This is a genomic window from Asticcacaulis biprosthecium C19, assembly GCF_000204015.1.
Classification (GTDB): Bacteria; Pseudomonadota; Alphaproteobacteria; order Caulobacterales; family Caulobacteraceae; genus Asticcacaulis; species Asticcacaulis biprosthecius.
This window is the reverse complement of the sequence record NZ_GL883080.1, coordinates 615,601-634,267: the sequence shown is the minus strand read 5'-3', so window position 1 is coordinate 634,267 and position 18,667 is coordinate 615,601. Positions and strand designations below refer to the sequence as shown.

The following is an 18,667-nucleotide window of genomic DNA, read 5'->3' as shown; positions in this document are numbered from 1 at the left end:
GATTTCGAGGCTGTCGCAAGCGATCGCATTCGCCTTGTCTCAAAATTCAACTATTCGACATCAAAACGTCAGCCTCGTCGGTGCACCCGTGTAGGTCACCGACTTCGTTGCGGTCGCTTCCGCCAATCCCTTCGCATTCTGCGGTGAAACGAGAACAAAATTAAGCTTTCTGGCCTCGACCAACCCGGGATATATGCCCTGGCGGGCACCGATCGTGAGCGTCCGGGCGGCATCGTCCCAGACCAGATCGTAGGTCGCGTACTGCCCTTTTTCGTAGTCGTAGGTTTCGTTGTCGTCCTCATAGACCGTGAACCGGCCATCGGCGCCGGGATAGATGCGGATTTCATAGTCGGCGTCGGGCCGTTCGGTGGCGTACTGGACAAATGGCCCCATGGGCACAATGGCACCGGCGCGCACATACAGCGGCAGGATGTCCATCGGAACGGTTTTCTTGACTTTTTGACCGCCGGCGAAGCGCTCATGGGTCCAGAAGTCGTACCAGTCACCGCCTTTGGGCAGGTAGGTCTCCGTCGTGGCGTCGATCTCGACCTTCGTGTTGGCGAGTTCGGCAATCTGGGTTGGAGTCCGCCAGGCCAGCCGCACACTGCGGTCGCCGCTGCCCTGGAAGAATTCCAGCGTGACCGGAACGACCTGCCCCTTATGAAGGCGCATCTTGCCGCCCTTATAGCGAGCGGCGCCCATGCTCCAGTCCTCGACCAGAAGCTTGCCGTCAACAAAGAGGCGATAGCCATCATCGCCCTCGACGCCCAGTTCGTACTCCCCGTCTTCCGGCGCGACAAGAGTGCCAGTCCATCGTACCGAGAAGTTGCTGAGGCTGTCCAGTCCGGCCGGGATATCGGTCAGGGGTGGCCCCGGCCAGCGCAGGTCGACCGTGGTGTCAACCGTCGTGCCTTTGGGCGTTTCGAAGTTCATACCTTCAAAATACTGGCCGGACAGTCCCGGCTTGCCGTCTGGCGTTCGCAGGGCCGACGCCGGTATCGTCGCGGCCGGAGGGGCCTGGAAGCGGTACATCGGCCGGGTAACCGGGTGCACCAGGACGGACGGACCGTACATGAAGGCGTCATTGATGTTATGGACGGCGCGGTCATCCGGGAAATCCATCGGCAGGCCCCGCATCACCGTATAGCCTTTGTGGGTCACCTGCCAACTCAGGCTGTAAGTATAGGGCAGCAGCCGGTAGCGCAGGTCGACCGAATTGCGCAGGGCCTTGTAGAGGTCCGGGTCGCTGTCGCGGAAGATATAGGGCTCGCGTTCGACGTCGGTGCCGTGAATGCGCATAAGCGGGTTGAAGGCGGCGTACTGCGCCCAGCGGGCATAGAGTTCGCGGTAGGCCGGGTTCTTTTCGCCGCCCGGAAACCGCCCGGATACGAAGAAGCCGCCGGTGTCCTGGGTCCAGTACGGGGTGCCGGCGATGGTGACATTGACCCCGCCATTGATCTGTTCGCTCAGGGTCTTCCAACTGGCGAAGGTATCGCCCGACCAGGACGCCGCCGCCGTCCGTTGCGCACCGGCCCAGGCCGACCGGGTCAGGGTGAAGACCCGTTTATTGCTGGTCGCCCGTTGCCCGTCATAGGTCCCCTGGGTTGTCATCAGCGAATACGGGTTGAGGTAGCGGGTAAAGTCGCCCATGGCGTTGTTACCGAGCAGCTTGATGTCCCGTTCCGTCTCGCCGGCGTCATGGACGGCAGTGCCGACCTCAACCTCGGTGCCGTCCATCCACAAGGCATCGACGCCGACATCGAGAAGCCCGTGTTTGATGTGCTTGAAGTAGATTTCCCGCCCTTTGGGGCTGAAGGCGTCGTAGATGCGGGCCTGTTTCGAAATCCAGTGAAGCGGCTCGAAGCGGAGATTGTGCTGGTCCAGTTCCTTGCCCAGATCGGTGTCATTGCCGACGGACGGCCAGATGGAGATCATCAGCTTCAGGTTCATGTCATGCAGGCCTTGGGTCATGCCCTTGGGATCCGGAAAGCGTTCGGGATTCCAGATCATGCCGCTCCAGGTACCGTCCTTATCGCCGCCCCAGTACTGCCAGTCCTGCACGATGTAATCGAGCGGGAACTGTTCCTTGCGGAAGGTTCGGGCGACTTCGAGCAGCCGGTTTTGGGTCTGGTAGCGTTCCTTACTCATGAACAGGCCGAAGGCCTGTTTCGGATACATCGGCGCGTCGCCGGTCAGGTCGCGATAGCCGGCGACGACGTCGTCCAGCGTATCGCCGGCCATGAAGTAGTAGTCTACGCCACCCGGCGCGCTCTCAGCCCAAAGGCTGGTGCCATCTGAGGAGTCCTGAAAGCGCATCTTCGAATAGGTATCCCACAGGATGCCGTAACGCTCGGTCGAGACCATGACCGGGATGATGATGCCGATATTGGTCTGGACCAGCAGCAGGTCCTTGTCGCGGCGATTGACCTCGCCCTGCCCGACAAACCCGAAGCCGTAAATGGCTTCGTCGGGTTTGAGCGTAAAGGTGTTGCTGGCTTCGTAGGTCGGTGCGCCGGAGATTTCGATCTTGTTCAGTTTTTGCGGCGCGGCCAGCTTCTCCTGCGTGTAGACCTTGCCCCTGGCATCCATGAACGTGACGGCGCCCGTCGATTTGGCGATCACCACCTGCAGAGACGGACTAACAAGTGTCAACGATTCCGGGGTCTCGCGCACGTCGAAGTCGACGGCATCCGGTTGGTCGGTGACCACCAGACTGGGATATTTCCAATAGTTTTCGCCCAGGTTGGCGTTCACGCGGACCGTCCGCGGGCCATAAAAGATGATGTTCTTGGTGACAGATCCAACGCGTACCTGGACGCCATGCTCAAGTCTGGAAAATGCGAATTGCGTTGCGGCAGGCGATGCCACCGCCACCAGGTGGCCGCGCGTATCCAGACCGGTGACCGCCTGGGCCTGACCATTACCGGCCAGACCCGCCAACAAGGCCAGCATAGATAGTCCAAGTAACGTCTTCATTTGCTTCCTCCACAGCCTGTGACCTGAACAAACGTCAGGTTTATTATGTCGTCACGCGATTTTGGGTAGCGGTAACACGGCCCAACGCGTTGCGCAATTGTCTGACTAATGATGGGCTCCGATAGTTAACAGTGGCGTTTTCAACGTAACAACCAACGGTCAGACCTCCGTTTCGAATTCATAGGTCCCTGCCCGGGGCGGGTAGTTCTTTATGAAGCGGCAAATACAAATCAACCCCAGGAAATTCCCAGGGTTGCGGTCGCTATGAGAAGCTATGAGTTGGAGCGGGTAGACGGGATCGAACCGACATCCTCAGCTTGGAAGGCTGCTGCACTACCATTGTGCTATACCCGCTAAGGTATCGACGTGAGGCCAGGTCTTTGGTGAGTGATGGTGGGGGAAGCAGGACTCGAACCTGCGAAGCTTACGCAGGGGATTTACAGTCCCCCCCCTTTGCCGCTCGGGACATTCCCCCATGCACTCACAAAGAACCGGACGCCTTAAACTCGAACCTGATGAAAAGCTCAAGCCTAAAAATGAAAAAAACTTTTTGATTCACAGACTTTAGCCTCGTAAAGACCAAGCCAGATCAAAAACCTTCCTCATCAGGCCTCAAATCGGAGCGCGTCTTATAGTGTCATCAAATCGCGAACGCAACGACTCGAAACGCCCGAAAGGTAAAAACCGGCCAGAAAAAAACGCCGGACGGCCGCACGCGCCCGAACAGCAACGCCCCCGCCAGGCCGAAAACGCGCCAAAACCTCAGTCTTTTCAAAAATCTAAGGTCAATGATGACGGCTGGCTGTGGGGTGTGCACGCCGTCGAAGCCGCGCTCAAAAATGTGAACCGGCAAGGCCCCCTGAAGCTGTACCTGAGCGAAGAACGCACCAAAACCATCGCCCCTGCCCTGCTGAATCGCTCCGGACTACGCGTGTCGACCCTGATGATGCCCGATATTGCTCGCATGCTGCCCCAGGGCGCCGTGCATCAGGGAATCGCCCTCCATGGGCCTGTGCTGGAAGGCGTTGGTCTCGAATCGATCATGGAGGGTGGCGATGGCGTCATCCTGATGCTGGATCAGGTCACGGACCCGCAGAATATCGGCGCCATCTTCCGTTCCGCTGCCGCTTTCGGCGTCCAGGGCCTGGTCATGCAGGACCGTCACTCACCGCCGCTGCAGGGGGTGCTGGCCAAGACCGCCGCCGGTGCGGCCGACCGGGTGCCGTTCGCGCGCGTGACCAATCTTTCCCGTTCTCTGGAACTGTTGGGCGAGAACGGCTATGTCAGTGTTGGCCTGGCCGGCGAAGGCGAGTTCAACCTGCACACCCTCCTGGCGCAACAGGGATGGGGGATATCCTTGAAGAAGCTTGTCCTGGTGCTGGGCTCCGAAGGCGAAGGTCTGCGCCGCCTTGTGGCCGAACATTGCGACCACTTGGCGCGCATCCCTATGCCCGGCGGGTTTGAAAGCCTCAATGTCAGCCATGCCGCCTCGATTTCCCTCTACGAAGCCCTGGCTCGCACGCCTTGACTATGGACAGCCAGACGTATCGGCGCGGTTGGTATCAGGCCATATCCTCGGGGATTTCATCACCGAAATGCAGGGCGTGGTCGTAGCGGCCGCGCGACGGTGACGGACCGTACTTGTTGCCGCTGCGGCTGCCTTCGAGGAAACCGCATTCGACCAGCGCCCAAACTTGGCCGATAACCGGCACCAGGGCGGCCAGAAGCCACCAGCCCGACCGGCCGCGGTCGTGCCAGCGCTTGACCAGGACGCAGAAGGCCATCCAGGCGACGGGTACGGCCAGGATCAGGCCGATCCAGGCAAACCGGCCGACATCGCCTTCGCCGAGGACCGGGGGCTGAAAACCACCTTTTTGGGCACTGAACTCGGCCAGGGTGGTCAGGCCGACGGCCGAGACGACGGCAATAAAGAGCATGGCCAGCCACGCGCCCCAGAAACCAAGACGGGTGATGCGGCCATTGGGGCTGAGCAGAACATCGGTGATACGCATGGTTGCCTCCCTGATATCGGCGAGCCTTCAGCGACTCGTCCTTATGGAGACATACTATCACAAGGCGACATTTTCCCGAATGGCGCGAACTACACTGTGCCGTGATCGCCGCGCCGACACAAGAATCCCGGCGGTGCGCAGACCGCCGGGACAAAAACCACTTGATGGCGGTTACGACTTAACGCGGCGCGTTGCCGTATTGGTTCGGCCCGCGCATCCCGTCGCCGAAGCCGCAGGCGAACAAGGTCCAGAAGAAGCCAATAAACGGGATAAAGCGTACCAGGTACATCCACCCTGTGTTGCCGCGATCGTGCCAACGTTTTACGACGAGGCAGACATTCATCCAGAAGTACAATGGAACCGGCAAAAAGATGAGCAGAACGGCGGGACTTGACTGCCCCGGTTCGATCTGCCCCGACGCGTCGAGGCCAAAGAAAATAGCCCCCAGGAGGGCCAGGCAGCCGAACAGGGTCAAGGTTCCCCAGATCCAGTATTCCCCACGTCCAATGCGCCCATTGGCGCTGAAAAGCATCTGTTGCCAGCTCATGAAAGCCCCCTAATTTAAACAGCCAGCAAAAACTGACACATCCGCCAGGATTCGCAAACATTGCGCCTCAAACAGCGTACATCCCAAAATCGCGATACGGCGAAGTCGGGGACGATCGCCCGTGGTCAGAAGACGCCGGGCTGATTATTGATGCCCTTTGGGGACGGACCATAACGATTCGGGCCTTGCGTCCCGTCCAGGAAGCCACATTCGATCAGGGTCCACAGGCCCCCGATGAGGGGAATGAACAGGATGAGATACATCCAGCCCGATTTGTCGCGGTCGTGCCAACGTTTAGCGATAAGACAGACACTGATCCACGTCAGGACGATCACGCAGGCAGCATAGACCAACCCAAAGAGGGCCGGAAACTCGCCCTTCTCCATCGCGCCGAAAGCGCCTGTAGCTCCGCCGAACACACCAATGCCTACCCCGAACACCAGGCTGATACCGATGCTCCACAACCAGTAATCGCGGCGGCGGATGCGCCCCTGGGCGCTGAAAAGTGTTTGAGCGATGGACATGAAAACCTCCCTTGGAAATGGAGCCGAGAGCTAAGCATAGGGGGATCGGCGCGTAAACTTACGATTGCGACAGAATCGAGCGACGGTCACGGGTGGCTGCCGCGTTGAAGTCGTACCCATTGCACGAGGTGCCCCATGTCCGATAAGCCCGCCATCACACAGGCGATGATCGACGCCTATGACGATTTCACGCACCGCAGTCCTGACCGGCGGGCCTTCATGGAGCGATTGACGGCCTTATGCGGTTCCGCGGCCACGGCCGCCGCCGTAGCCCCCCTCCTGGCGGCCAGCCCGGCCAGGGCGGCCATCGTGCCTGAAAACGACGCCCGTATCATCGGGACGGATGTCACCTACGGTGCGATGAAGGGCTATCTTGCACGGCCGGCGACGATTTCGGCGGCCCTGCCCGGCGTTATCGTCATCCATGAAAACCGCGGCCTGAACGCCCATACTAAGGATGTCGCCCGCCGGATCGCTTTGGAAGGCTTTGTGGCTCTTGCCCCTGACTTTCTGTCGCCCAAGGGTGGAACGCCGGCCAATGAGGACGAGGCGCGTACCCTGATCGGTCAGTTGGATCCGGCTCAGAATGTCGCCAATGCCGAGGCCAGCCTGGAATGGCTGGAGAGCCAGGGTTTTGCGCGCCAGGCGACCGGCGCGGTCGGCTTCTGCTGGGGCGGCGGGCTGGTCAACCGGCTGGCCACCAAATCGCCGAAGTTGAAAGCCGGGGTGGCATATTATGGGTCGCAGGCGCCCTTGGAAGACGTACCGGGCATCAAGGCGGCCATGCTGCTTCACTATGCCGGTCAGGACGAGCGGATCAATGTCGGTATCGAAGCCTATCGCGCGGCCCTGACCGCAGCCGGCAAGACCTTCGATGTCCAGATGTATGAAGGTGCCCAGCACGCCTTCAACAACGACACGTCGGAAGCGCGCTACAACAAGGCAGCGGCCGATTTGGCCTGGGGGCGCACCGTCGCGTGGTTCAAAAAGTACCTGGTGTGACCGCTCAAGCGTCCGCGCCGCCGAACCGTTGCGTCCATTCTGCGACCTTTTCGTCTTCAACCTTGCTGAACAGGATTTCACCGGCGGCCACCGTTTGGCCGGTTACCAGCTTGTCCAGTTCGGCACGGATGTCGGTCGATGGCCAGGCCAGAGGCAGGCTGGCGCCGACGGTGGCAGCGATCTTTTCCGCCGAGAACGGCATGAAGGGCTGGGCCAGGACAGCGTTGAGGCGGACCAGGTTCAGGGCGTGACGAACGATGACGCCGGCGCGGGCCGGGTCGGTCTTGATCGCCGTCCACGGAGCGGCTTCCTGAAGGTACTCGTTGCCCAGCACCCAGATGCGGCGGACGGCCTGGGCAGCCTTGCGCATCTCCATGGTTTCTAAGGCTTCGGTGGCTTCGGCGAGTTGTTCGGCGACGTCGCCGTAGAGCTTTTCCTCGATCGGGCCGGCCTCGCCGCCTTCTGGCACCCCACCACCCAGCTTGCCTTCGGTGAACTTGGTGATGCGGTTGACAAAATTGCCCAGGACGTCGTTGAGGTCCTTGTTGATCGTCGCCTGGAATTGCTCCCAGGTGAAAGAACTGTCCGAGCTTTCCGGCGAATTGGCAATGAGGTACCAGCGCCAATAGTCGGCCGGCAGAAGCTCCAGGGCCTGATCCATAAAGACGCCGCGGTTCATCGAGGTCGAGAACTTGCCGCCATACCAGTTAAGCCAGTTGAAGGCCTTCAGCGTGTCGACCATCTTCCACGGCTCGCCCGAGCCGAGGATGGTGGCCGGGAAGCTGACCGTGTGGAAGGCGACGTTGTCCTTGCCCATGAATTCGACATAGGACACGTCCTCGGCGCCCTGATCCAGGCGCCACCAGGTTTGCCAGCCATCGGGTTTACCCTTGGCGTCGAAGAATTCGCGCGTGGCGGCAATGTATTCGATCGGCGCGTCGAACCAGACGTAGAAGACCTTGTTTTCGAAGCCTGGACGGGGCTGACCGTCCTTGGTCACCGGCACGCCCCAGGCGAGGTCGCGGGTGATGCCGCGGTCGATCAGGCCCTCGTCGAGGTGTTTGTTGGCGATGGACTTGGCCAGGTGTGGCCAGTTGTCGTGGCTGGCGATCCAGGCGCGCAGGCGGTCTTCGACCTTGGTTTGCAGCAGGTAGAGGTGACGGGTGTCGCGCACCTCCAGATTGGTCGAACCCGAGACGGCGGAATAGGGGTTTTTCAGGTCGGTCGGGTCGAGGAGACGGCCGCAATTGTCGCACTGATCGCCGCGGGCTTTTTCGTAGCCGCAGTGGGGACAGGTGCCTTCGACATAACGGTCGGGCAGGAAGCGGCCGTCGTCGATGGAAAAGACCATCTTGTCGACGCGCTCTTCGATCAGGCCGTTGCGGTCCAGAGCCTCGCAGAACATCTGGGTCAGTTGGCGGTTCTGCGGCGAGGACGAGCGGCCGAACCAGTCATAGGACAGGCCGAAGGATTCGCCGGCGCTCTTCTGGATCAGGTGCTGTTCGTCGCAATAGGTGCGGACATCCTGACCGGCCTTGGCGGCGGCGAGTTCGGCGGGGGTGCCGTGTTCGTCGGTCGCGCAGATATAGAGCACCTCATGACCGCGGGCGCGCATGAACCGGGCATAGACGTCGGCCGGTAACATCGAGCCGGCCAGGTTGCCGAGGTGCTTGATGCCGTTGATATAGGGGAGCGCGGAGGTGATGAGGATGCGGGACATGCTTGGCTCTTAACCTTTTCAAGATCGGGGTCAAGGGGTCGAAGAAGGTTTCTTGGGGCTCCCTTGCCTTGATCTTGCAAAGGTTGGACCGGGCGTGACCGGTATTTTCTTGGAGGGATATGGGCAAGCGTTAATTGGCGTGGACAAGCAGGATTGAACAGGTCCCGTGGCGTTGAGCGCTGAGTGGAGTGAAAAAATAAAGGCCAACGAAAGCTCATGTGGGCTGAGAACAGCATGTTTCCCTTACTCGTATTTGGCATAGGGTGGCTGCGGCACCCCTGAGGGTCAGCTTGCTTAACTGACCCGTCGCAGGCTGCGACGAAACGATCTCCATTTTCCGGCGATTTTCGAGAAAGCCGAATCCATGTCAACCCGACGGCAAGCCATCGTCCTGGGTGCAGCAGGCGCCGTCTCGGCGTGCGCGCCCGACCCCGCGCCGACGAACTATGACCGGTTGGCCGTGGCCCTTCGCGCATCGCTTGGACCCCATCCGGATATGTTGGAGTTGGTGCGCTTTGCGTCTCTGGCGGCCAATGGCCATAACACCCAGCCATGGCGCTTTTCGCTGGCGCCAGCCCAGGTGAGGATTATGCCGGATTTCAGTCGGCGCACACCGGCGGTCGATCCCGAAGATCACCACCTGTACATAAGCCTGGGCTGCGCCTGCGAAAATCTGAGCCTGGCGGCCGAGGCCCGCGGACGTCAGGCGGAGATAGCTTTCCTGCCTGAAAACAGCGGGAGCATCCGTATGGACCTAGCCACGTCGCAGCCGCGCCCGTCTGTGCTGTTTGACGCGATTCCACATCGTCAATGCACGCGTTCCGAATATTCCGGCGCGGCCGTTTCGCCCGCTGACCTCAGTCAGGTCGAAGCCGCCGCCCAGGTCGATGGCGTCGGGGTGATCATCCTGACCGAACGGGCAAAACTGAATTCTGTGCGAGACTTTGTTGTCCATGGCAACAGCCTCCAGATGGACGACAAGGCGTTCACGGCGGAACTCAAGGACTGGATCCGGTTTAATCCGCGCGAAGCCTTGGCAAAGCGTGACGGCCTGTTCAGCGGGTGCACCGGCAATCCGGCAATCGCAACCTGGATGGGTGAAGCCTTGTTTCCGGTGATCTTCGGCAAAAAAGGTGAGAACGACAAATACGCGAAGCAGATCAGGTCATCTTCCGGCGTGGCGATATTTACGGGCGCCAAGGCCAATCCCGAACACTGGACCCGGGGCGGGCGAAGCGTGCAACGCTTTGCCCTTCAAGCTACCGCACTGGGCATGAAATATGCCGTCATCAATCAGCCCGTAGAGGTCGCTCAGATCCGGACTGAGTTCGCCAAATGGCTGGGCCTTGGTGCTGCGCGAACGGATTTTGTCCTGCGATTTGGTTATGGAAAGCCGTTGCCAATGTCGTTGCGGCGTTCCGTCGCTGACATTGTCGTTCACGTGTGAAAAGTCGATTTTCGGCAACCTGTTTTTGGGGGGCGTTCTTTTAGCAGCCTTCAGGTGGGGTTTTCCGCCCTGACACAGGCAAAAGGATCTTTCCACATGATCAAGTCAGTACTTCTCTTCGCCGGACTCAGCGCGGCGGTGCCCCTGCTATGGGGTCACCATACGCGGAGCCGTTTCGTCGCGTCTTTCGAAGCCCTGGAACGCGACGTTCGCGCAGCAAAGCCAAGAACCGGGCCAAGAGATGACCTGCCACCCGAGGTCCTGGCGCTGGCTATTCGCCTCGGCGCGCGCGGAGACAGCAAAGCCAACTTCGTCTCTATCCGGCAGACCGGTGAAATGTGGAGCACACCGGGCAAGACGCCCATGGTATTCACGGCACAACAGGCCCTATCGCTCACAGCACCCGACTTCATCTGGCGCGCTAAGTTTGAGCCGTTCGGAAGCATGACGGTCGCCGACTATCATGTCGGAGCCAAGGCCGGACTTGAGGCGCGCCTGGGGGGCGCAATCCCCGTCATGCGCAGCGTCGGCTCCCAAGCCGTGTCTCGCGGCGAAGTGATGCGATACTTGGCCGAAATTGCCTGGGCGCCCGACGCGATCCTCATGAACAAGGCGATCGACTGGCGTGTGGTGGATGACAAAACCTTCGTCGTAGCCTCCGGCAAAGGTTCCGACCGTGCCGAGGTCACCCTTCGTTTGGACAAGGACGGATGGATCGAGAGCATGAGTACGGCCGCTCGCCCTGCGCAGGAAGGCAAGGTGGTCGTCGACCGGCCGTGGGGCGGACGATTTTGGTACTATCAGGTTAGGGACGGACGTACCATCCCCATGCAAGGCGAGGTTTATTGGGTCATCGACGGCCAGCGGTTCATCTATTGGCGCGGGCGGCTTACCGACTGGACCGCGATTTCATGAGACGAACCGGCCATCGTCAGCCGTCCAAAGCGATGTCTATGGTCCCTGAATGGCCGGGGCGCCGTAGGGAGTCTGTTGCCCGGTCGGTAGGCAGATTTCGCCGCCTGAACCCACGATGCCGTGATGAGGGGATTGTACATAGGAACCTTACGTAAATCGGCGGCAAGTCCCGTGGCGCCTATCGGCGCAAACCCCCGAATTGGAAATAATAATGGCTTACGACACAGACCTAAAGCAAAACGTCCTCGACGAACTCAACTGGACTCCGAACGTGAACGGCGCCCATATCGGTGTCACAGCTCATGATGGTGTCGTAACACTGACGGGACACGTGGAGTCCTACAGCGAAAAGCACGATGCTGAACACGCCGTGCGTCGCGTCAAGGGCGCCAAGGCCATCGCCAACGAAATCGAGATCAAGCTGGCGAACAGCGCAAAACGCGATGATGAGGATATCGCCAGGGCAGCCCTCAACGTCCTGTCCTGGGATGGCAACGTACCCACCGACGCCATCAAGGTTGCGGTCAGCAAGGGTTGGGTTACCCTGAGCGGCCAGGTCGAGTGGTATTTCCAGAAGGAAGCCGCGGCACAGGACATTCGCCGCTTGATGGGTGTCATCGGCGTTTCTAACGAGGCGACGGTCAAGCCGAAGGTGAATACGGCGGCTATTGCTGAAAACATCGCCTTCGCTCTTGACCGTTCCTGGTTCGACACCAAGCGCATCAAGGTCAAGGCTGACGGCGGCAAGGTAACTCTGACCGGTGCCGTTGAGACGTGGAGCGATTGGCAGGAGGCGTCAGAAGTCGCCTGGGCAGCCGAAGGTGCGACCTCCGTCGAGAACAAAATCGTCATCGCGTAATGGCTCAAGGTTCATTGCGCTGGAATTGACCCAGCGCAATGAGCCCGTTTGTCCTTGCACTATTGGGTGGTCCGGTTTTCCCGGATCACCGGTGAACAGGTCAACAGGAGGCTCGAAATTTCATATTCCCCTTCAGCCCGGCTGGGTTGCCCTGTTTGGAAGCTTTTGGCGCGTGGTCGCGCCGACCGCGTCGCAAGCGACGGGCGATGTTCTTGCCGATACAGTGCTGGTGGTGATTGCGACGAGCGGCGCAATACTGAGCTTCAGAGCCTATGATCCGAATGCGCAATGGGCAAAAATGGCTCATGACGCCTGATAGATTATCGCGCAAGCCAACAGGATCTCCATGGCTCTTCTTTTTGCTACTGTTTCTGCTGTCGCTTCCCTTCTATGTGCTGGGTGCAGCCGGCGATCGCCTTCCGATCGCGAGCTTCCTTCCTCTGACCGCCTTGATGGCGTTCATGCCGGTGATTGCCGCACTGATCCTGGTCGTCCGTGATAGCGGCCTTGCCGGCGCCCGGGCGCTTTTCGCGCGTGTCCTGGACTATGACAGGATCAACAGTGTGCAATGGCTTCTCGTTGCGCTCCTGATCATGCCGGTCGTCTTCCTATTGCACTATGGCGTGTATCGCCTTTCCGGCGCCGCCCTGCCTGACGCGCAGCTCTTTTCCATCCTGGAAATTCTGGCGTTCGCGCTGATGTTTCTCGTCGGCGCCGTCGGCGAAGAGCTGGGTTGGCAGGGATATGCTTTCGCCGGCTTAAGCGCCCGGTGGAGCGCGTTGACCACCAGCCTCATTCTGGGGACGGTCTGGGCGCTTTGGCATGTCATCCCTTATGCGCAGATGGGCCACGACGTCGGCTGGATCGCCTGGCAATGTCTTGCCACAATCGCGCTAAGGGTCATCATCGTGTGGTTGTTTGCCAACACGGGCCATAGCGTGTTCATCGCTGTGCTGTTCCACGCGACGATCAATATCCCCTGGGGGATTCTAACCAATTATGACGCCTACTATGCGCCGTTTTTGCTGTTTGTGATCCTGGCGGTCGTCGCCGTGATCGTCGTTGTCTTGGCAGGGGCCGCAACTCTTAGGGCATCAGACCGTTGCGATCATTCGGGCTCGAAGGGTTCCGCTCGCTACCTTGCCGCAGGGGGGGCCGTCGGCTCGGGCGCACTCATTCTGGCGGCGGCAATTGCCTTTCGCATAGTCCTCCCGGTGTTCCATTTCCCGCGCCCGACAGGACCATACGCCATTGGAACCGTCACCTATCATTGGGTGGATGCGAATCGCCCGGACATCTTCCGTGCTGATCCGGCGGCCCGTCGCGAAGTAATGGTGCAGGTCTGGTATCCTGCGCAGGCTGTTCCGGCGGCCCCGCGCGCACCCTATCTGGCAGACGCCGACGCGGTCACGGCGGCTTTTGCACGCCTACAGCGCAAGCCGCAATTTCTCTTTTCACCCCTAAAATATGTCACGACGGACGCCGTGTCGTCCGCGCCAATAGCCAACGACCAGCGCAACTACCCGGTTCTCATCTTCCTGGAAGGGGCGACCGGCTTTCGCCAGATGAATACCTACCAGATCGAGGAATTGGTCTCCCATGGCTATATTGTCGCTGCGATCGACCAACCGGGCGCCGCCGCCAATGTCGTCTTCCCGGATGGCCGTCAGCAGGCGGGCCTGACGGTCGCGCAACTCCACGCCATGGTGGGTTCCAGCTACATGCGCGACAGGGTCGCGCCGCGTCTGAACGGGCATGTCTTGGAAGGAAACAGTATCATTCCCTACCTGGCGCAGGACGTGAGCTTTACCCTGGACCAGCTTGCTGAAGTCAATCGGGCTGATGCCGGGGGCATCCTGACGGGAAAACTGGATATGCAGGGTACTGGCGTCTTCGGGATTTCGCTGGGCGGGATTGTGGCGGGCGATTCCTGCCTCCGCGACCCACGCCTGAAGGCCTGTCTGGTGATGGACGCCGCCATGTCCCTTGACGTTGTCAAGTCAGGCCTGCGGCAGCCTGCCATGTGGATTACCCGCGACGCGACCGACATGCGTCTGGAACGCCAACGCAGCGGCGGTTGGCCGGAACCCGAAATTGAATCGCATCAAACCTCCATGCGGTCGGTGTATGAAAGTTTGGCCAGATCCGGTTATTTCGTACGGGTTTCGGGCATGTTTCACAGCAACTTTACGGATATCTCGAACTGGTCTCCTGTCCTTTCACAGATCGGCGTCACAGGACCGATCGACGCGGTGCGCGCCCACACGATCGTCAACGCCTATTCGCGCGCCTTCTTCGACCGGCACCTGAAAGGACGACCTGCGCCGCTGCTGGCCGGGCCAAGCGACGCGTACCCTGAGGTCAAGGTCGAAACCAAACCTTAGCTTTTTGCAAGTGAGTATTCACGCCCTAATTCAGGCTTGGAAAGTCAGGGAAAACGAGGCGTCACCGCCCGTCTTCGCTACGCTTTGACGCGGCAGCCATTGCGCACGTCGTTTGCGAAGGCTGGTGCCGGCTACAGGAATCGAACCCGTGACCTGATGTTTACAAAACAACTGCTCTACCATCTGAGCTAAGCCGGCCAGACGTGACATTTCACGAACCGCGCTTATGCCGAGGCCGCTTAAGAATGTCCAGTGGTGGAATGCGTCTTTTTGGTTTCACGACATAAGATACCTGTTCGGAACGTTCGACAACTCAGGCACCAGCCGGCCGGACACAGCCAGCAGATCAGCGATATTGGCGTAGATGTCGGCTTCGCGGCGGTGGATTTGCGGCAGAAGTCCCATCTGCGCGAAGGACACCGGCGTCACGTCGAAGAACAGAGTCTCCCACTCGAACCCCCTGCCCCACCACAGGCCTTGAAGTTGCAAATCCGTGCAGGCGCCGCGCTCCAGCAGCAAGCGCATGACCGCCGCCGAGCGGTTGCCGTTGGAATTGACGGTGTGGAAGATGGCGGTGTGGCCGTTATAGCCGAGATCTGTATCGGCGGTTGCATTGGGGTCGCAGCCCTGGTCGAGCAACCAGGTGGCGGCTTCGAGGTGGCCGTATTCTGATGCCAGATGCAGCAGAGTTGCGCCGTTTAGCGAGACGAAGGCGCTGGGGAGGTGGACACGGTGGTTGAGGTAATCCGGGTTGCTTTTCAAAGCATCTTCGAGAGCCGGGATGTCATCGAGCAGGACCGGCAGAAGGAGCGGATCAACGACGGTGGCGCCATGGTCGAGGAGGAGGCGCAGACAGGCCGGAAAGGCATCGGAGCGATAGTACATCTCAATCAGGATCATCACCGGCGGCTTGCCAATAATGGGGACGGTCGGGTCAAGGCCTTGCGAGAGGACGGATTGGATTTCGGCCAGGTCGTGGGTTTCGAAAGCCGTAAGGAGGCGGGATTGGAGAGTCATGTGTGGTTCCGTTTGAACAGTCGGAAAGGCTGAAGGGACATTGAAGCCCCTCACCGGATCGCTATCGCTTCGCTTAGCTCTAGTCCTCTCCCCGCAGGCGGAAAGAGGGAAATTTATACACGCAATCAAAGTATTATGTTAGCCGAAACATCGGCGGCGGTGACGGCCAGGATGGTGATGATGTTGCCGCCACCGAAGTCGACCGTGACGTCAGCGCCAACTTGGGTCACCGTATAGCTGCCCAGGCCGACCACTGCATCCTGTCGCCCTGGGCCGAGCTGAAATCCGTGATCCGGTCGGCACGGAAGTCCGAGCCCAACTGGAAAAATCTGCGCCAAGACCGCCGGTCAGGGTGCCGATTGCGCGCCTGCCGTCGTGGAGTTGGCGCGGGTCTCCACACCAGTCGCCGTGCCGTCGGCATCATAACGCTGGAGATAGATGCCGGACGCATCACCATCCTGGCCATAGCTTTCCCAGGCTACGACGTTGCCGCCGTTGCTGAGGCGGGTGATGGACGGCGCAAACTGGTCACCGGTGATAAAGCTGTTGGCGCGGGTTTCGTTCTCAATGGTCAGGACGCTGGTCATGATGGATCTCCGGACAGGCTCCCTCAGGCCTTTCCCGCGACACATAGCATAACAGGGCTATCGCGGGGGAAGCCAGGTACGGTTTGCACCTGGCTTCCCCCGACCGGCGTTATGCAGCCGTGAGTCAGACGCAGTCGAAACGGCCTCTCAGCTTTTTTGCGGCGGCGACCATGTTGACCAAGGCCGGCCGGACCTCGGCCCAGCCGCGAGTCTTCAGGCCGCAGTCGGGATTGATCCAGATCTGGCCGTCGTCGAGTCGTTGCCTCGCCAGTGCCAGCAGGTGGACCATCTCGGAGACCTCGGGCACGCGCGGCGCGTGGATATCGTAGACGCCGGGGCCAATTTCGGCCGGGTAACTTCGGGCGGCGAAGGCATCCAACAGTTCCATCTTCGAACGCGAGGTCTCAATCGAGATGACGTCGGCGTCCATGGCGGTAATGGCGTCTAGGATGTCGTTGAACTCGGAATAGCACATGTGAGTGTGGATCTGGGTGGCGTCGGTCACGCCCGAAGCGGTCAGACGGAAAGCTTCGACCGCCCAATCGAGGTAGCTATCCCAGTCGCGGCGGCGCAGCGGCAGACCTTCACGCAAAGCGGCTTCGTCGATCTGAATCATCCGCGCGCCGGCGGCTTCCAGGCTGGCGACCTCGTCGCGGATGGCAAGGGCAATCTGACGGCAGACCGTGGCGCGCGGCAGGTCGTCACGCACGAACGACCAGTTGAGTATGGTCACCGGTCCCGTCAGCATGCCTTTGACGGGCTTATCGGTCAGGGACTGGGCGTAGCGCCACCACGCGACCGTCATCGGCTCGGCCCGGGCGACATCGCCGAACAGGACGGGGGGACGGACGCAGCGCGAGCCGTAGGATTGCACCCAGGCGTGGCGCGTAAAGGCAAAGCCCGAGAGCTGCTCACCAAAGTACTGCACCATGTCGTTGCGCTCGAACTCGCCATGGACCAGAACATCGAGCCCGATCTCCTCCTGCCAGCGGATGGCGCGCTCGGTTTCCGCCTTCAGGAAGGTGTCGTACTGGGCTGCGGTCAGGTCGCCTTTGGCGTAGGCCGAACGGGCCTGGCGGACCGCGGCGGTCTGGGGGAAGGAACCGATGGTCGTGGTCGGAAAAGCCGGCAAGCGGAAGCGATCGCGCTGAACCTTGGCCCGATCGGAGACAGGGCTGCCCCGGCGGCTGGCCTGCGGCGTGATGGCGCTCAGGCGCGTCCGGACCTTGTCATTGTGGACCTTGCGCGAGTATTTTCTCGCTTCGGTCGCGGATGTGGCGGCGACCAGTTCGGCGTGAACTGTATGGCGCCCACGCGTAAGGCCATTGCTCAGGGTTTTTAGTTCCTCCATCTTCTGCAGCGAGAAGGCGAGCCAGGATTTGACGTCGAGGTCGAGGCGGTCTTCGAGGTCGAGGTCGATCGGCACGTGCAGCAGTGAACAGGATGGCGCCAGTTGCAGATGGCCGCGTGAGACAACCGGCTCAAGCCGATCAAGGATGGAGTCCAGGTCAGCGCGCCAGATGTTACGGCCGTCAATGACGCCCAGCGACAGCACCCACTCGGCCGGGGCCCTGGCCAACACGGCGGAGAGCTGTTCCGGGGCGCGGATCAGGTCCAGATGCAAGCCGGCAATGGGGAGGCTGAGTGCCAGGTCGAGATTGTCATCAAGGCCGCCGAAGTAGCCGGCGACCAGAATCTTCAGGTCGGGGACGGCCTCGGCCAGGGCAGCATAGGTGGTTTGCAGCGCCTGGGCCGTTGCCGCGTCGTGGTCCAGCGCCAGGACCGGCTCGTCGATCTGCACCCAGTCGGCGCCGGCCTCGCACAAGCGGGTCAGGATGTCGGCATAGACCGGGATCAGGCGATCGATCAGGCTGAGCGGGTTGAAATCGGCTGTCGGCGATTTGCCCAGGCGCAGGAAGGTCACCGGTCCGACCAGGACTGGACGGGTATGGTAGCCCAGGCTTTTGGCCTCGAGAAACTCGTCGAGCGGTTTGAACGCGGACAGCCGGAAGGTCTGGTCGGAGGTGAATTCCGGCACCAGATAATGATAGTTGGTGTCGAACCACTTGGTCATTTCCTGGGCCGGCACGCCCAGGCCGTGGTGGTGGACATGACCATGTCCGCAGACCTGTGCAGTCTGCGCGCCGCGCGCCATGGCAAAATAGGTGTCGAGATCGGCGGCTTCGCCGTATCCGGCAGGGATGGCGCCGACCATCAGGCTGGTGTCCAGGACATGGTCGTACAGCGAAAAGTCGTTGGACGGGATGATGTCGACGCCGCGCGCCTTTTGACGGGCCCAGTTGATCGCGCGCAACTCCGCCGCGGTTTGCAGCAGATCGGCCTGGCTGGTCTTGCCCGACCAGTAGCTTTCGAGGGCGAATTTGAGCTCGCGTTTGCTGCCGATGCGCGGTGTCCCCAGGGTGGCGACGGGCAGAGAATTCAGTGACACGGTAAGTCCTCGCTGGAAGTGGGTCTCCGGACATGGGGCCGCACGTCCGCATCCGGCTGGATTACGGAGGATCGGGCGCATCCGGACGGAAAGCCGCGGGAACCTAGGTCAGGTTTCGCGACGCGTCAAGAATGATATAAAGATATCTTTATATGTGCATATCTTTATTTGTGGAAAATTTGATGCGTTTTGACCTGGATCAGCCCGCATGGATTTCTTATCGGCGAT

Annotated in this window: 16 protein-coding genes and 3 tRNA genes; 7 read left to right on the top strand and 12 right to left on the bottom strand. The window is 60.5% G+C overall.

Annotated elements, in window-relative coordinates; genetic code table 11:
- Nucleotides 1-60 precede the first annotated feature (60 nt).
- From ABI_RS21370 to ABI_RS21360, 3 genes are all read right to left on the bottom strand, one after another.
- A complete protein-coding gene (locus ABI_RS21370) occupies nucleotides 61-2,976 on the bottom strand; it encodes a TIM-barrel domain-containing protein (RefSeq protein WP_006275155.1) in 2,916 nt (971 codons plus the stop codon).
- A gap of 280 nt (nucleotides 2,977-3,256) precedes the next feature.
- Nucleotides 3,257-3,330, bottom strand: a tRNA-Gly gene (locus tag ABI_RS21365).
- A gap of 37 nt (nucleotides 3,331-3,367) precedes the next feature.
- Nucleotides 3,368-3,451 (bottom strand) — tRNA-Tyr (locus tag ABI_RS21360).
- A 159-nt stretch (nucleotides 3,452-3,610) separates the two neighbouring features.
- Here ABI_RS21360 and rlmB point away from each other — a divergent pair.
- The gene (gene rlmB, locus ABI_RS21355; protein WP_006275154.1) at nucleotides 3,611-4,504 is read left to right on the top strand and encodes a 23S rRNA (guanosine(2251)-2'-O)-methyltransferase RlmB; all 894 of its coding nucleotides are present in this window, start codon (nucleotides 3,611-3,613) and stop codon (nucleotides 4,502-4,504) included.
- Between the two features lie 34 nt (nucleotides 4,505-4,538).
- On the opposite strand, the gene ABI_RS21350 is transcribed toward rlmB, so the two are convergent.
- The 3 genes from ABI_RS21350 to ABI_RS21340 all read right to left on the bottom strand — a co-directional run bounded on the left by ABI_RS21350 (nucleotide 4,539) and on the right by ABI_RS21340 (nucleotide 6,059).
- Nucleotides 4,539-4,988, bottom strand: coding sequence for a DUF805 domain-containing protein (locus tag ABI_RS21350; protein WP_006275153.1), 450 nt, complete (start codon nucleotides 4,986-4,988; stop codon nucleotides 4,539-4,541).
- Between the two features lie 178 nt (nucleotides 4,989-5,166).
- Entirely contained in the window at nucleotides 5,167-5,535 is a 369-nt protein-coding gene (locus ABI_RS21345) for a DUF805 domain-containing protein (RefSeq protein WP_040309823.1), read from the bottom strand.
- Between the two features lie 125 nt (nucleotides 5,536-5,660).
- On the bottom strand, nucleotides 5,661-6,059 hold the full coding sequence (locus ABI_RS21340) for a DUF805 domain-containing protein (protein ID WP_006275151.1): 399 nt from the start codon (nucleotides 6,057-6,059) through the stop codon (nucleotides 5,661-5,663).
- Nucleotides 6,060-6,194: 135 nt separating this feature from the next.
- Here ABI_RS21340 and ABI_RS21335 point away from each other — a divergent pair, with 135 nt between their 5' ends.
- Nucleotides 6,195-7,061, top strand: coding sequence for a dienelactone hydrolase family protein (locus ABI_RS21335; protein WP_006275150.1), 867 nt, complete (start codon nucleotides 6,195-6,197; stop codon nucleotides 7,059-7,061).
- A 4-nt stretch (nucleotides 7,062-7,065) separates the two neighbouring features.
- On the opposite strand, the gene metG is transcribed toward ABI_RS21335, so the two are convergent.
- The gene (metG, locus tag ABI_RS21330) at nucleotides 7,066-8,781 is read right to left on the bottom strand and encodes a methionine--tRNA ligase (protein ID WP_006275149.1); all 1,716 of its coding nucleotides are present in this window, start codon (nucleotides 8,779-8,781) and stop codon (nucleotides 7,066-7,068) included.
- A 364-nt stretch (nucleotides 8,782-9,145) separates the two neighbouring features.
- Between metG and ABI_RS21325 the strand changes: the two genes are divergently transcribed.
- The 5 genes from ABI_RS21325 to ABI_RS23980 all read left to right on the top strand — a co-directional run bounded on the left by ABI_RS21325 (nucleotide 9,146) and on the right by ABI_RS23980 (nucleotide 14,386).
- Nucleotides 9,146-10,228: an Acg family FMN-binding oxidoreductase gene (locus ABI_RS21325; protein ID WP_040309822.1), complete on the top strand. Its 1,083-nt coding sequence runs from the start codon at nucleotides 9,146-9,148 to the stop codon at nucleotides 10,226-10,228.
- Between the two features lie 54 nt (nucleotides 10,229-10,282).
- Nucleotides 10,283-11,143 carry a DUF6544 family protein gene (locus tag ABI_RS21320; protein ID WP_006275147.1) on the top strand — a complete coding sequence of 287 codons (861 nt, stop codon included), beginning with the start codon at nucleotides 10,283-10,285 and terminating at the stop codon, nucleotides 11,141-11,143.
- Nucleotides 11,144-11,354: 211 nt separating this feature from the next.
- A complete protein-coding gene (locus tag ABI_RS21315; protein WP_006275146.1) occupies nucleotides 11,355-12,002 on the top strand; it encodes a BON domain-containing protein in 648 nt (215 codons plus the stop codon).
- A 91-nt stretch (nucleotides 12,003-12,093) separates the two neighbouring features.
- Complete coding sequence (locus ABI_RS25795; protein WP_169313758.1) at nucleotides 12,094-12,318, top strand: hypothetical protein; 225 nt, start codon at nucleotides 12,094-12,096, stop codon at nucleotides 12,316-12,318.
- Nucleotides 12,308-14,386, top strand: coding sequence for an alpha/beta hydrolase (locus ABI_RS23980; RefSeq protein ID WP_169313757.1), 2,079 nt, complete (start codon nucleotides 12,308-12,310; stop codon nucleotides 14,384-14,386). The genes ABI_RS25795 and ABI_RS23980 overlap by 11 nt, the downstream gene beginning before the upstream one ends.
- A gap of 122 nt (nucleotides 14,387-14,508) precedes the next feature.
- Here the strand turns inward: ABI_RS23980 and ABI_RS21305 are convergent.
- The 5 genes from ABI_RS21305 to metE all read right to left on the bottom strand — a co-directional run bounded on the left by ABI_RS21305 (nucleotide 14,509) and on the right by metE (nucleotide 18,439).
- Nucleotides 14,509-14,584: transfer RNA gene (locus ABI_RS21305), tRNA-Thr, on the bottom strand.
- A 78-nt stretch (nucleotides 14,585-14,662) separates the two neighbouring features.
- Entirely contained in the window at nucleotides 14,663-15,403 is a 741-nt protein-coding gene (locus tag ABI_RS23975; RefSeq protein ID WP_006275143.1) for an ankyrin repeat domain-containing protein, read from the bottom strand.
- A 125-nt stretch (nucleotides 15,404-15,528) separates the two neighbouring features.
- A complete protein-coding gene (locus tag ABI_RS26530; protein ID WP_006275142.1) occupies nucleotides 15,529-15,657 on the bottom strand; it encodes a hypothetical protein in 129 nt (42 codons plus the stop codon).
- A gap of 93 nt (nucleotides 15,658-15,750) precedes the next feature.
- Nucleotides 15,751-15,990, bottom strand: coding sequence for a hypothetical protein (locus tag ABI_RS21295; protein ID WP_006275141.1), 240 nt, complete (start codon nucleotides 15,988-15,990; stop codon nucleotides 15,751-15,753).
- Between the two features lie 124 nt (nucleotides 15,991-16,114).
- Nucleotides 16,115-18,439: a 5-methyltetrahydropteroyltriglutamate--homocysteine S-methyltransferase gene (gene metE / locus ABI_RS21290; protein WP_006275140.1), complete on the bottom strand. Its 2,325-nt coding sequence runs from the start codon at nucleotides 18,437-18,439 to the stop codon at nucleotides 16,115-16,117.
- Nucleotides 18,440-18,667 lie beyond the last annotated feature (228 nt).